The sequence below is a fragment of the Rhodopila sp. genome, assembly GCF_965276935.1.
Lineage (GTDB): Bacteria > Pseudomonadota > Alphaproteobacteria > Acetobacterales > Acetobacteraceae > Rhodopila.
The window spans coordinates 1,604,611-1,617,312 of record NZ_CBDIBS010000004.1 but is presented as its reverse complement, the minus strand read 5'-3'; the positions used below and the strand labels follow the sequence as shown (position 1 = coordinate 1,617,312).

General features: G+C 64.9%; 13 protein-coding genes. 9 read left to right on the top strand and 4 right to left on the bottom strand.

Annotated elements, in window-relative coordinates; genetic code table 11:
- Positions 1-81 precede the first annotated feature (81 nt).
- Positions 82-1,404: a VanZ family protein gene (locus ACQY4S_RS23780; protein WP_428487670.1), complete on the bottom strand. Its 1,323-nt coding sequence runs from the start codon at positions 1,402-1,404 to the stop codon at positions 82-84.
- Positions 1,405-1,551: 147 nt separating this feature from the next.
- Positions 1,552-2,529 carry a hypothetical protein gene (locus tag ACQY4S_RS23775; protein WP_428487669.1) on the bottom strand — a complete coding sequence of 326 codons (978 nt, stop codon included), beginning with the start codon at positions 2,527-2,529 and terminating at the stop codon, positions 1,552-1,554.
- A gap of 697 nt (positions 2,530-3,226) precedes the next feature.
- On the opposite strand from ACQY4S_RS23775, the gene ACQY4S_RS23770 reads away from it, so the two are divergent.
- Positions 3,227-3,880: an ATP-binding protein gene (locus ACQY4S_RS23770; protein ID WP_428487667.1), complete on the top strand. Its 654-nt coding sequence runs from the start codon at positions 3,227-3,229 to the stop codon at positions 3,878-3,880.
- Between the two features lie 138 nt (positions 3,881-4,018).
- Complete coding sequence (locus tag ACQY4S_RS23765; RefSeq protein WP_428487666.1) at positions 4,019-4,882, top strand: YihY/virulence factor BrkB family protein; 864 nt, start codon at positions 4,019-4,021, stop codon at positions 4,880-4,882.
- Here ACQY4S_RS23765 and ACQY4S_RS23760 read toward each other — a convergent pair.
- Together ACQY4S_RS23760 and ACQY4S_RS23755 are read right to left on the bottom strand one after the other, a co-directional pair.
- Entirely contained in the window at positions 4,856-5,350 is a 495-nt protein-coding gene (locus tag ACQY4S_RS23760; protein ID WP_428487665.1) for a YceD family protein, read from the bottom strand. The two genes, ACQY4S_RS23765 and ACQY4S_RS23760, sit on opposite strands and share 27 nt — an antisense overlap.
- A complete protein-coding gene (locus ACQY4S_RS23755; RefSeq protein WP_428487664.1) occupies positions 5,347-5,907 on the bottom strand; it encodes a ubiquinol-cytochrome C chaperone family protein in 561 nt (186 codons plus the stop codon). Before ACQY4S_RS23755 ends, ACQY4S_RS23760 begins: the two co-directional genes overlap by 4 nt.
- A gap of 116 nt (positions 5,908-6,023) precedes the next feature.
- On the opposite strand from ACQY4S_RS23755, the gene ACQY4S_RS23750 reads away from it, so the two are divergent.
- From ACQY4S_RS23750 to tolQ, 7 genes are all read left to right on the top strand, one after another.
- The gene (locus tag ACQY4S_RS23750) at positions 6,024-6,527 is read left to right on the top strand and encodes an outer membrane protein assembly factor BamE (RefSeq protein WP_428487663.1); all 504 of its coding nucleotides are present in this window, start codon (positions 6,024-6,026) and stop codon (positions 6,525-6,527) included.
- 135 nt (positions 6,528-6,662) lie between these two features.
- Positions 6,663-7,502: an NADPH-dependent oxidoreductase gene (locus ACQY4S_RS23745; protein WP_428487662.1), complete on the top strand. Its 840-nt coding sequence runs from the start codon at positions 6,663-6,665 to the stop codon at positions 7,500-7,502.
- A 512-nt stretch (positions 7,503-8,014) separates the two neighbouring features.
- Positions 8,015-9,151, top strand: coding sequence for a fatty acid desaturase family protein (locus tag ACQY4S_RS23740; protein WP_428487661.1), 1,137 nt, complete (start codon positions 8,015-8,017; stop codon positions 9,149-9,151).
- A 478-nt stretch (positions 9,152-9,629) separates the two neighbouring features.
- A complete protein-coding gene (gene ruvA, locus ACQY4S_RS23735; RefSeq protein WP_428487660.1) occupies positions 9,630-10,241 on the top strand; it encodes a Holliday junction branch migration protein RuvA in 612 nt (203 codons plus the stop codon).
- Positions 10,242-10,280: 39 nt separating this feature from the next.
- A complete protein-coding gene (gene ruvB, locus ACQY4S_RS23730) occupies positions 10,281-11,321 on the top strand; it encodes a Holliday junction branch migration DNA helicase RuvB (protein WP_428487659.1) in 1,041 nt (346 codons plus the stop codon).
- A 157-nt stretch (positions 11,322-11,478) separates the two neighbouring features.
- Positions 11,479-11,919, top strand: coding sequence for a tol-pal system-associated acyl-CoA thioesterase (gene ybgC, locus ACQY4S_RS23725; protein WP_428487658.1), 441 nt, complete (start codon positions 11,479-11,481; stop codon positions 11,917-11,919).
- A gap of 14 nt (positions 11,920-11,933) precedes the next feature.
- Positions 11,934-12,650, top strand: coding sequence for a protein TolQ (tolQ, locus tag ACQY4S_RS23720; RefSeq protein WP_428487657.1), 717 nt, complete (start codon positions 11,934-11,936; stop codon positions 12,648-12,650).
- Positions 12,651-12,702: the final 52 nt, after the last annotated feature.

Below are 12,702 nucleotides of genomic sequence, written 5' to 3'. Positions count from 1 at the left end.
GCGGAGCCCTCGAAGCGTGCGGAACAATCACAGAAGCTTGAATCGCACGTATGTCGCCTGGACAGCCATGCTGTAACCAGATCATGTGGCTTTTGATCCGTCATGTCCCGATCGCCCGGCCACGCGTGCCCAGTCGACGGTGGCCAATAGCGTGAAGGCCGCACCGATTCCCACCGCCAAAATGGCATCGGTTATTTCGGCCGTATGATCCGGCAGGTAGGTTTCCGCGTAGCTTGTCAGGAAAAGCATCCCCGCTGTCAGCCCCGTGCCGCCCGGCAGCGGTGTTCCGGTGCGGCCAAGTAACCATATCATACCGCCATACTGAACGAATTTCTCGCAGAACGCCTGCATCGCGACATTCTCCGACCCATGCATAAGGCTCCAGAACGGTATCCAGCCGAAGCCGCGCAAGGCAACCGGGCTGAACTGGAACGGCTGCAGACGCAGCGCGATCACCAGCCCGCCGAATGCCACGGTAAGGATGACAGCGCGCGACGGCATCCGGCCCAGCAGCCCGGCCCACAGGACCAAGGCGATCGCGGCGCCCGCCACATCGGGCCAAGTCAGGACAGCATTAACGATCAGGATCCTGCCGGCGAATTCTCCCAGCACGAACAGCGGGAACAGCCGGCACCACGACCGGAACCCGTAGACCGAATGTACCAGCATGGCAACGAGCAGCCACGTGATGGCGTAGCGCGCCACCTCCTCCGGCGGCAGGACCGGATGCTGGATCATTCCCCGGACCGCATGCCAGTACTTGTGCATGTCGATCATCGGAACATACGGGTAAAGCCGATCACCCAGGAACATGACCAGCAACAGCGCCGCGTTCGGGCATTCCGCCAAAGCCGCTACCAGAGGCCACCGCAGGCCGGCGCCCAGCGCCGCCGAAGTCAGCGCGCCGAACGCCGAACCGATGGCGTTGGCGTAGACGTCCCCCATCGAGGTGACCCGGCCGGCATCATGGAACTGCGACATCTCCATGCAGATCGACAATGTGGTACAAGCCAGAATCGTGAGCATCCCGCATATGGGCGCGCCAAGCCGGTCGGGCAGCACCCGGATGACGAAGAAGCCGAGCGGAGAATAGAGAAGAATGTTCGAGAGAAGGTCGCCGCGCGCATCCCAGTCCCGCCAGGTGCCGATCAGATAGCTGACCGGACCGCCGGCGGCCGGATGCGCGATGAAGACGAATGGGTAGAGCGAGCCGTAGATGATGAACAGGATCAGCAGCGCGACGACGCAGAGCAGCGGTATGCGGGAGACCGCCTGTTGTCCCGGCATCGCCGGGTCCGGCGAGCGGTCGTACCCCAGTCGTGGCGGCACCGCCGGAACCGGCGTCAGCAACCGGCGATCCTGACCCTGTGCCGCTGCAACCAGCCGCTGTCGGCGCGTCGGCAACACGAACGTCCTTTAAGCATTCGCTTCATCGCTCGATCCGCCAAGGCCGTCTTCTGTGCTGGAGCCGCGAATGCCCCGGTGCCGCCCGCGAAAGGTCCAGGCAAACCATGCACCGCCGCCACGTCAGCCGCACCTGCCGCCGATCCTTCAATGCACCACGCCGTCGCCGCGCAGCGCCTTCGCGTTGCCTTGCAGCGTGTTGCCCTTCAACTGCGCCTCGGTTGCCGTCATGTTGTTCACAAGATACGAGTTGTAGTCACCATCCACCAGGAAGGTGTTGTGCTCGACAACAATCTCCGGCGTGGGCTGGCTTACGCCGTCCTCGCCGATGATCAGCGCCGAGCTGTGATTTTCCGATTTGGGACCCTTCTCGATGTGGTTGTCACGCAGCAGCACGCCGCCGCCGTGCGGCACATCGACCACATAGCTCGACGAACCGTTCGGGCCGTCGGCAAGGTCGCAGCCGATTACCTCCGTCTGATGCGCCAGCGACTTGATATGATGGCCCGACCGTGTCTCGAAGAACCGCGTGTGTTCGAGGCGCAGCAAGCCGATCTCGTTGACATAGATATCGTGCGCGCAGCCGCCGCCGCCCTCGCACGTGCCGTTGTGGAGGAACAGGCTGTCGCGGATGATGATCGACTTGCCGGGCGCGGGGGCGGCGAGCAGGCCGTCCTGGTCGTTGACGAACCGCACACGCTCAAGGGTCAGGTTGCCGCCTTCGGCACGCAGTCCGGCCCCGTTGAAGTCGGCGACGCGGGCGCGGGTCAGGGTCAGGTCGCTGATCTTGATGTTGTTGCCATAGGTAATGAACAGCCCCTTGCCCTGGCATGTCTTGTCGGTGATCACCGTGGTGTCGGCCGCGGCGCCCCGGATCGTCAGGTCGTTGGCGCGCCAGACCGCGCAGTCGAAATATGAGCCGGCGGCGATGTTGATGTGGTCGCCGTCGTGTGCCGCGGCGGCGGCGGCGGACGGCATCGGGTATGGCTTGCCGGCCCCAACCTCGAGCGTCGCCGCCAGTCCGGGGCGCGGCAGCCCGGCGGTCAGCAGGGCGAACACCGCGAGCCAGACGGCGATCAATCCGACAGGTCTGACCGGCGGCTGCGGTCGTTGCTTGGCGAGCATATCGAAACCTTCCTGATGCAGGCATCTTATAGCAGCCCACCTTCAAGATGGAACATTAACGATTCCATTGCTGCGCCAGTTCATCCTGTCCGCGGCCGAAGACGGCTGAAACCCGCTGATCAACCGCCTCGACCGCTGCGGCACAACGGGCATATCCGAAGGAAAATTACGACCGTCGCGCCGACCAATGAACATGGAAGACACTGGTATTCATTCCAGCCGGCGGCAGAGGTGACGCATCGGCGGCGGCACCTCGTCATGCCGACGAAGGTCGGCATCCGCGGCTTTTCTCAACACATGTAAAGGCGTGGATGGCGGCCCGCGCCCGCCATGACGGTTGAGGCCATCTCCGATGGGTCAACATATGTGGCACTTGGTATTTATCAGAAACAACGTCGGGATAACGCATTCAGGGCACACAAGCGGTCCGGAAAGATGCAAAATACCAGAACGAGTTCCTGTCCAGGAAAACCACCGACGCAAGGTCCGGATTAACATTCGCTTAAGTTTCATTTGCTAGGCCTCATCACCCAACTGCTTCGGAACGCTCGGCTAATTGGCCGCCGCACCAAGATGCAGGATCGATCAGAGGCTTCATGCCGCTCGCCGCCGTCTCGTCCCAGCCATCACGGCAGCTTCCCGCCAGTCCGGCGCCCCGTCCCGTGCCACGCGGCGGGGCGCCGCAACGTAGGACTCAATGACGCACGCCAATGACATGCCATCCGAGTCCGCCGCCAGCGCGGTGCAAGACGATGCCGTCGCCATGCCGGAAATCGACCTGCGCCAGCTTCGCCATCATACCAAGAACACGTTACAGCGCATCATCGGACTGATCGGGGAAACATCCGGCCTGCACGATACGCCGGACGGCGAGCGGATCGCGCGGGAACTGGAGCACCGGATCTGCCTGTCCGCCACCATCTCCAACGCATTGTTCGGGTTGACCAACGCACCCGCCTCGATGGCGGAGCGGCTGCGGCTGCTGGGCGGCGCCATGGTCGAGATGATGCGCGCGGCGGATCAGACGATCCGCGTCGGCGTCTCCGTCCGCGGCGCCTGCCCCATTCATCTGCGGGAGGCGGTGATGCGCACCGCGAACGAACTGATCGGCAACGCGGTCAAGCACGGCATGAAGGGCCGGCCCAGCGGCCGCATCGCCGTCCGGCTGGCCACCGAGACCGCTTTCACCACGCTGACGATCATCGACAACGGCTGGGGATTCACTGGCCGCCCGCGAGAGGGTGAAGGCCTAACGCTCGCCCGCCGCTTCGCCGAACGTCACGGTGGCTCGCTGACCCTGGAAGCAACCGATGGCACGGCCGCCACGCTGGAACTGCCCAACTGGCGTTAAAAGCGTGATCGCCTGCGGCTGACCCAGTCAGAAGGCGTGAATCACGCGATCAAACAACGTGTTGAAGCGCAATTCCATGGGTCAACCTAAACCAATCGTGCTTTAAGAACCGTTGCGCCACCACGGCGTTACACAATCATGTTGAAAACCCTCTGGATTGTCGCCAGACGCAGCGCCGAGGCGTTCATTGACGACGGCGCTCTCAGCCGGGGCGCGGCGATCGCGTTCTATGCCGTCACCTCGGTCGGTCCATTGATGCTGATCGTCGTCGCCGTCGCCGGCCTGGTGTTCGGGGACGACGCGGCGCGCGGCGCACTGATGACCAAGCTTGGCAACGCCATGGGGCCGCAGAGTGCCGAATTCCTGCAATCCGCGATCGGCAGCGCATCCAACCACCGCTCCGGCGTTGCCGCCACGCTGATCGGCGTGGTGTCGCTGATCATCACCGCCAGCGGCGTGTTCGGCGAGATGCAGACGGCGCTGAACGCGATCTGGCGGGCCAATCCGGAAGGCACCACGGTCACCCGCCTGATCAAGGCCAGGCTGACCAGCCTGACCCTGGTGGTGACGCTGGGCTTCCTGCTGCTGCTGTCGCTGGTGCTCGGGGCGGCGATCGCCGCGGTCGGGCAGTTGCTGAACAATGCCATGCCGTTCACCGCGCTATTGCTGCATCTGCTGAATTTCGTCGTCTCGCTGGTGCTGCTGGGGGCGATCTTCGCGGCGATCTACAAGATCCTGCCGGACACCCGTCTGCGCTGGCGCGACGTTGTCGTGGGCGCCATGGTGACCGCGCTGCTGATCACCATCGGCAAGCTGGCGATCGGCATCTATATCGGCACCAGCGGCATCGCCTCCAGCTACGGCGCCGCCGGTTCGGTGCTGGCGGCGCTGCTGTGGGTCTACTACTCGGCACAGATCTTCCTCTACGGCGCCGAATTTACCCGCGCCTACGCGGAGCTTCGCCAGCCCGGCCGCTCAGTTGAGCCGGCGCAGTCCGGCTAGCGCGGCGAACGGGTGCGGTTCGGCCGCTGTCTCGGCTTCCGGCACGTCCGCACCCGGCATCCGCGGATAGGGATCAAGCGCCAGGCCAAGCTGTTCGGCCGCTGCTTCACCCAGGTCGATGACATTGCCTTCAACCGGGATTTCATCGTCGGCTTGCGGATCGATGTCGTCCGACACCTGGTCGGCTGGAACGAAGCGAACCTGAAACACCTCCTCGACCGAATGCTGAAAATCCTCCAGCGACAGGATGCAGGTTTGCGTCACAACAGCACGCAGATGTCCGCGAGCGGCAACCGCATCATGGCGCTCGCGGGTCAGGTGGAAGACGCAGGACACCGCATGCACGCCCGGAATCCCCATGCGTTCAGCCAAGGCAGCGCATTCGGCCGCCGTGGCGTCAACCGTCACGTCCAGGCCGTGCGCCCCGACGCGGTCGAAAGCCACCGGCCGGTGAAACTCCGATGTCATCGAGCGGCCTCCTCCGCCGGCAGGAACGTGACGATCCCTTGTTGCAGCGCGGCCAGAGGCTGCTCGTCCAGCGCACGATCCTGCGCGCGGGCAACACGCCGCAAGGCCGCGGCCGATCCCGCTGGCGGGTCGGCACCGCGCCAGACGTTGCGGGCGAATGCCTTCTCCAGCGCCTCGTCGTCCTCCCAGGCCGCGGCATAAGCCGCCGCCCTGCCGTGAAAAGCTTCCCACATCGCCCGGTTGCGCTTGCCGACGGACATGTCGCCAACGCCCATCTCCCGCAGGTTGATGTCCATGTCCAAGAACATGGCGTCGAATACCGCCTGAGCGAGCGCGGGCCCCGGTTCCAGGTCACGCTTCAGCCGCTGTATCAGCAGGAAGACGTGCAGGCCGATTACATCGAACCGGCCGTCCAGCGTGTCCGGCGCACCGAGATCGACATAGAGGAAGGGATTACGCGCCGCGGCGACGGCGGCGCCATATAGATGAAAGCCCACACGCTCATGCTGGGGCTTGCGCCCGAGAGTCAGGAAACCCGCCAAGACCGCCTCGATCACTATGGAATCAACCGCCGATTGACACGGCATGGACGACCGTGACACCCACAACATAGAGTGTCACGGCGGCAGTCCAATCCGCCGCCAATCAGAATTCATGGGATACCGACTTGATCATGCCCATCCGGTTCACGCCATCCACCACTCGGCGCCTGTTGGTCGTGTCCTGCCTGGCGCTGTCCTCCTGCGGCTGGCTGATGCCACCGCCGCAGTTGCGTGGCAACAAGGTGGATGCGGAGAACTTCAAGGAACTTGTACCCGGTACTTCGACCAAGGCGGACGTGACGGCGGTGATTGGCTCGCCGACCGCGCACGACTCGTTCGACGACAATGTCTGGCTCTACATCAGTGAGGTAACCCGGCAGCGCATTGGCCGGACGCTTGGCGAACTGAACCAGAACGTCGTGGTCCTGACGTTTGATGACAAGGGCGTGCTGCGAAACGTTGGAAAGCTGGATAAGGCGGACGCGCTGCCCGTCAGCGTGGTGGCGCGGACCACACCCTCACCGGGAACCGAGGCATCGTTCCTGCAACAGCTTCTCGGCAACATTGGCCGATTCAACCCCGGCGGCCTGGCGGCACCCACCGCGGGTGGTGGAGCGCCCACGCCTGCGCCGTGATGCCCCACGCCTGCGCCGAGATGCCCTTGCCGCGGAACGATGGGTCAGGCAATTTCCCGATACTTCTGGCACCCGTCCGACTTCCGCCTGATTGCGGAACAGTTGGCTGCGGCTACTCAAACCTAGGTTTCCCTCATGGATATCGCACAGCCTCACGCCCTGCCCGCCGCCGAGGCCCTGGCGCTGCGCTACGGCGCTGATCAGGTGCCCCCAGCCGGTCCGTGGAACGCGCACATCGCGCTGCTGCTGTCGCACCGGTCGGTGCGCGGCTATCAGCCTGACGCGCTGCCGGCCGACACCCTGCGGACGCTGATCGCCGCCGCCCAATCGGCCGCCACCAGCTCCAACCTGCAGACCTGGTCGGTGATCGCCGTGACCGACCCGGACAAGAAGGCCAGGTTGGCAACGCTGGCAAACCACCAGAACCATATCGAGCAGTGCCCATTGTTCCTGGTTTGGCTGGCTGACATATCCCGCAACCGGCGATTGGGCGAGCAGGAAGGCGTGACACTGGAGACGCTGCCATATCAGGAGACGTTTCTGGTCGCCGCGATCGATGCCGCGCTGGCGGCGCAGAACGCGGTGGTGGCGGCAGAGTCGCTTGGCCTGTCCACGGTCTATATCGGCGCGCTGCGCAACAATCCGACCGAGGTGGCCAAGCTTGTCGGCCTGCCGCCCGGCGCCTTCGCCGTATTCGGTCTATGCGTGGGATACGCCTCGGCCGCGGGTGCCGCCGAGGTGAAGCCACGGCTGGCGCAGGACGCGGTGGTGCATCACGATGTCTACGACGCGTCGCGGGAGCCGGTACTGCGCGCCGCCTACGACGCACGCATGGCGGCGTTTTCCTTGCGGCACGGCATGGCGTTCGACACCTGGACCAGGCGGGTGATCGGCCGGATGGGCAAGATCACCGCCATGAGCGGCCGCGACAAGCTGGTCGCCACGCTGCACGCGATGGGCTTCTCGCTGCGATAGGACATCGCCATCCGCCTCGTGCCCGCCCCAGGAAACGCTGTTCCGCTTGACCAAACGAGCCGTGGCGCTTCACGCGTGTCCTGGCCTGCTTGGTCCGCTCCAACCGGCGATCAGGCAAGCCAACATGCTTGGCCACCGCCCAGGCGCAGGTACAGCCTATTGCCAATGCTCATGGTCTCTTCATCAAATGACTTGTCAGGGCGATTATCACGTGGTGCCGGTCCGGGAGACGGCGATTTATCAGGCTCGGATCCGGCCGCGCCGCCGCCTTCTGGCCGGCATGGTCATTGGAAGTCCGGAATGACTGCGGAAACCAGCCATTATCCCGCCAACGTCATGGCAGGCGAGGATCAGCGAGAAAAGTCGCGCCGGACTTTTCGAATTATTCTGTCAAGGCATACTTTTCTTTTCCTCGGCCTGGCGATATCAGCTACATTATCGTCGTCACGATCTCGGCGCCGCTGTCCCAGTCTGGACGCCGCCAGATCCTACCTCATCGAGAAGACCATTTGATGCAGACCGCCATGCATACACGGCTGAACAGACGAGCACTCGCAGCCAAGCTGGACGCTTTCCAAGTGCCGTCGGTCGGCCGCAGCATTGCGCAGCTTGCCAGCACCGCCGCGCTGTATGCTGTCGGCCTCGCCGCGATGTATTACGTCGGCATCCACCTGTCTCCATGGCTCGCCCTTGTGCTGACCATTCCAACGGCTGGCTTCGTCGTCCGCCTGTTCATCATTCAGCATGATTGCGGCCATGGCTCCTTTTTCCGTTCCAGCAGAGCCAACCAGATCGTCGGCTGGTTCTGCGGTCTGCTGACGTTCACGCCGTATGAGAGTTGGCGCCGCCAGCATGCCGGGCATCATGCCATCTGGAACAACCTGGACAAGCGCCACGGCGGCACGGACCTGTATTCCACCTGCCTGACGGTGGAGGAGTATCAGGCGCTGTCTCCGTTCCGCCGCTGGTTCTATCGGCTTGTTCGGCATCCGGTGGTGTCCCAGCTTCTGCTGCCGCCGCTGCTGTTCGTTGTATGGTATCGTCTGCCGTTCGACACGCCGAAGGCCTGGCGCAAGGAACGCCGCAGCGTCTACCTGACCAATCTTGGTCTTGTCGCGGTCCTCGCCACGATGGTAACGTTCCTTGGATGGAAGCCGGTGCTGTTCGTGCAAGGTCCGATCATGGTGATCGCGTCCATCGTCGGCGTCTGGCTGTTCTCGGTACAGCACCGGTTCGAGGACTCGGAATGGTTCCGCGGCGGTAAATGGTCTCCGGCCGAGGCGGCGCTGCATGGTTGTTCCCTGCTGAGGTTGCCGCGTCTGCTGCAGTGGTTCACCGGGAATATTGGCTTCCATCACGTGCATCACATGCTGCCACGCGTGCCAAATTACCGCTTGCAGGCCTGCCATGATGCCGAACCCATCTTCGTTAATGGTGTAACGACATTGACGCTCCGCCAGGCCCTTCGCGCGCCCAGCTTCGCGCTGTGGGATGAAGCACGTGGCGTCATGGTCCGGTTCCCCTCATGGCGCCAATCCCAGGCGACGTTTCATGGGTCGCCCAGCCAGGACAGGCGTGCTCCTGACGAGGCCTTTGCGGATTTTCTCGTCAACCCGGCAAGCGGCGTTGCCGGCGGACACATCCAGTAGTCGGCGTCCTTCGGCAGGTTGACCGGTCGCCGCGATGGCCTCAACCACCATGGCGGGCGCAGGCGCCATAGCCGTTGAATTAGAGCAATATCAGCCTGACTGGTATAGCGAAGCGATCTCAGGCTGATGAAATTGCTCGTGAAATACAATTAGAGCAATATCAGCCTGACTGGTATAGTGAAGCGATCTCAGACTGATGAAATTGCTTGTGCAAAACAGCTAGAGGGGTTCCCCGCTTGGTGGAACCGCTCTAGCCATCGGCGCAGCCAATCAAGCCGCCGCCGGCCACGCGGCGCGTAACGGTCGCCTCCAGCGCGCGGTGCGCGGAAGAACCGCCAGCACGGGTCCCCTGGCGGGCCGGCCGGCGACCTTCCCGCCGTTGATCGAGGCGGCGTCCGCAATGTGTCACTTCCTGCGCCGGTTGCTATAAATCCCTACCGTGGTCCGATTCGCGGACACGGCCCAGGACATCGTCAGTATGATCGCCCAGCTCACCGGACGGGTGGATGCGCTCTCCGACGGCACCTGCATCATCGATGTCGGCGGCGTCGGTTATCTGGTGCAGGCGTCGTCACGCACCTTGTCCGCCCTGCCGCAGGCGCCCACGCCGACAAGACTGCTGATCGAGACGCATGTGCGGGAAGATGCCATCCTGCTGTATGGCTTCTCCGACGCCGCCGAACGCGACTGGTTCCGTCTGCTGACGACCGTGCAGGGAGTCGGCGGAAAGGTCGCCTTGGGTATCCTCTCGGCGCTGGCGCCGAAGGACCTCATCGGTGCCATTGCCGCCGGCGACAAGGCCAGTCTGACGCGCGCGCCCGGTGTCGGCCCGCGGCTGGCGGTGCGGCTGTTGACCGAACTGCGCGACAAGGCCGGCGCCATGCCGTCCTCCGCCGGCGTGTCCTATACGCCCACCGCCTCCACCGGCGTGGCCGACGACGCGCTTTCGGCCTTGATCAATCTGGGCTACCGCAGGCCAGAGGCGCAGCCCGTCGTGGCGCGCATCGCCGGCCGCCTGGGCGACGGCGTCACGCTGGACGCGCTGATCCGTGATAGCCTGAAGGAACTGGCGCCCAGGGGTACGGCGTGAACGGGGACGGCGTGAGCCACACCGCATGAGGAGGATGGCATGAGCGACGCCGACCGGACGATCTCGGCGGAACGTCAGCCGGACGACGCAGCCGAGACATCGCTGCGCCCGCAGACCTTGGCGGACTTCACCGGCCAGAAGGCATCGCGTGAGAACCTCGCGGTCTTCATCCAGGCGGCCAAGGCCCGCGGCGAGGCGCTTGACCACGTGCTGCTGCACGGCCCGCCCGGCCTGGGCAAGACGACACTCGCCCAGATCGTCGCCCGCGAGCTCGGTGTCGGCTTCCGCGCCACCTCCGGCCCGGTGATCGACAAGGCCGGCTCGCTCGCCGCGATCCTGACCAACCTGCAGCCGCGCGATGTCCTGTTCATCGACGAGATCCATCGCCTGCAACCGGCGATCGAGGAGATCCTCTATCCGGCGATGGAGGATTTCCAGCTCGACCTGATCATCGGCGACGGTCCGGCGGCGCGCAGCGTGCGCATCGACCTGCCGCCGTTCACCCTGGTCGGCGCCACCACCCGCGCCGGTCTGCTGGCGACGCCGTTGCGTGACCGCTTCGGCATCCCGCTGCGCCTGGTGTTCTATACGCCGGAGGAGCTTCAGCTCATCATCGCCCGTGGCGCGCGCCTGCTGGGCTTCAGCCTCACCGCCGACGGCGCGACGGAAATCGCCCGCCGCTCCCGCGGCACGCCCCGCATCGCCGGCCGCCTGCTGCGCCGGGTGCGCGACTTCGCCGCGGTGCAGGGCGACACCCCGGTGGATCGCGCCATCGCCGACGCCGCGCTGACCCGGCTGGAGGTCGATCGTCTCGGCCTGGACGCGATGGACCGCCGCTATCTGTGCCGCATCGCCGATCATCACGCTGGTGGCCCGGTTGGGGTCGAGACCCTGGCCGCCGCCCTAGCCGAGGCGCGCGATACCCTGGAAGACGTGGTCGAACCCTATCTGATCCAGGAAGGTCTCATTCTGCGCACCAGCCGCGGCCGCATGCTGGGCGAGCCGGGATGGCGCCATCTGGACAGGCGCCGGCCGCGCTCCGCCATGCCGCTGCTGGATGTGCTGGGGCCGGAGGAATGAGCCGGCGGCTGGCGTCATGCCGATCCCGTCGCCCACCGGCCTGGTCCGGAACTCCATGCGGTCACCGGGGTTTGCCGCCACCGGGGGTTGCCTGGCTCCGCCCGATCAAGCCGGGGACCAGTGCAGGTCTGTTGCGCGATCTGTCAGGTTGGCATGAATGAACCTTGAGGCGCCCTCCATCCACCGTTGTTGCTTCCGGGTCTATTATGAGGACACCGATGCCGGCGGTGTTGTCTATCACGCCAACTACCTCCGTTTCGCCGAACGCGCCCGGACGGAAGCGTTGCGGCAAGCCGGCATTCCGCATGCCGAACTGGTAAAAGATTTTCATCTGATGTTCGTGGTGAATCGGGCCGAAATAGATTACACGCGCCCGGCTCGCCTCGATGATACCATCGTCGTTGAGACCGAGACGCTGGACGTGCGCGCCGCGACGGTCGCGTTACGCCAGACGGTGCGGGGTCCAAACGGGGTCTGCGCCATCGCGCGCATCAGGCTCGCCTGCGTGCGGATCGGGGAACACCGGCCGGCCCGCATCCCGACCCGGTGGCGGCAGGCGATGGTCGCCTTGCGGCACGGCGTCGGGACGGACACTTGAAGGGGAGCCAGGCAATGGATCGGGCAGTGGATGCGGTAAACCTGGGGGCGGCCGGCGGCGACCTGTCGCTCTGGGGCCTGTTCATGCAAGCCGACATCGTCGTCAAGCTCGTCATGCTCGGCCTGCTGGCCGCCAGCGTATGGGTCTGGGCGGTGGTGTTCGAGAAATGGACCACCCTGCGGAAGACCAACCGGGAGGCCGATGGGTTCGAGGACCGCTTCTGGTCCGGCGGCAGCCTGGACGAACTGTTCGACCGCGAGGGCGCCAACCCCAACAATCCGATGGCCTCGGTCTTCGCCGCGGCGATGGGTGAGTGGCGGCGTTCGCTGAAGGTCGCCGGCGCCGACATCTCCCATACCAGCGTGCGGGAGCGCATCGACCGCGCCATCACCGTGACGGTGCAGCGGGAAATGGACCGCATGGAGCGCTGGATGGTGTTTCTCGCCAGCGTCGGCGCCACCGCGCCGTTCATCGGCCTGTTCGGCACCGTCTGGGGCATCATGCACAGCTTCTCCGCCATCGCCGCCATGCACAACACCAACCTGGCGGTTGTCGCCCCTGGCATCGCCGAGGCGCTGTTCGCCACCGCCATCGGCCTGGTCGCCGCTATCCCCGCGGTGCTCGCCTACAACCAGATCAGCACCAGCCTGGCGCGCTTCGCCGGCCGCCTGGAGAATTTCGGCAGCGAGTTCAGCGCCATCCTGTCCCGCCAGAGCGAGGAGCGAGGCTGAATGGCATTTTCCAGCGAGGAGCGAGGCTGAATGGCATTTTCCAGCGAGGAGC

Excerpts from the sequence above, each read along its gene's own strand:
- ACQY4S_RS23775 (WP_428487669.1), bottom strand. The coding sequence starts at position 2,529 with ATGCTCGCCAAGCAACGACCGCAGCCGCCGGTCAGACCTGTCGGATTG.
- ACQY4S_RS23770 (WP_428487667.1), top strand. The coding sequence starts at position 3,227 with ATGACGCACGCCAATGACATGCCATCCGAGTCCGCCGCCAGCGCGGTG.
- ACQY4S_RS23765 (WP_428487666.1), top strand. The coding sequence starts at position 4,019 with ATGTTGAAAACCCTCTGGATTGTCGCCAGACGCAGCGCCGAGGCGTTC.
- ACQY4S_RS23760 (WP_428487665.1), bottom strand. The coding sequence starts at position 5,350 with ATGACATCGGAGTTTCACCGGCCGGTGGCTTTCGACCGCGTCGGGGCG.
- ACQY4S_RS23750 (WP_428487663.1), top strand. The coding sequence starts at position 6,024 with ATGCCCATCCGGTTCACGCCATCCACCACTCGGCGCCTGTTGGTCGTG.
- ACQY4S_RS23745 (WP_428487662.1), top strand. The coding sequence starts at position 6,663 with ATGGATATCGCACAGCCTCACGCCCTGCCCGCCGCCGAGGCCCTGGCG.
- ACQY4S_RS23740 (WP_428487661.1), top strand. The coding sequence starts at position 8,015 with ATGCAGACCGCCATGCATACACGGCTGAACAGACGAGCACTCGCAGCC.
- ruvA (WP_428487660.1), top strand. The coding sequence starts at position 9,630 with ATGATCGCCCAGCTCACCGGACGGGTGGATGCGCTCTCCGACGGCACC.
- ruvB (WP_428487659.1), top strand. The coding sequence starts at position 10,281 with ATGAGCGACGCCGACCGGACGATCTCGGCGGAACGTCAGCCGGACGAC.
- ybgC (WP_428487658.1), top strand. The coding sequence starts at position 11,479 with ATGAACCTTGAGGCGCCCTCCATCCACCGTTGTTGCTTCCGGGTCTAT.
- tolQ (WP_428487657.1), top strand. The coding sequence starts at position 11,934 with ATGGATCGGGCAGTGGATGCGGTAAACCTGGGGGCGGCCGGCGGCGAC.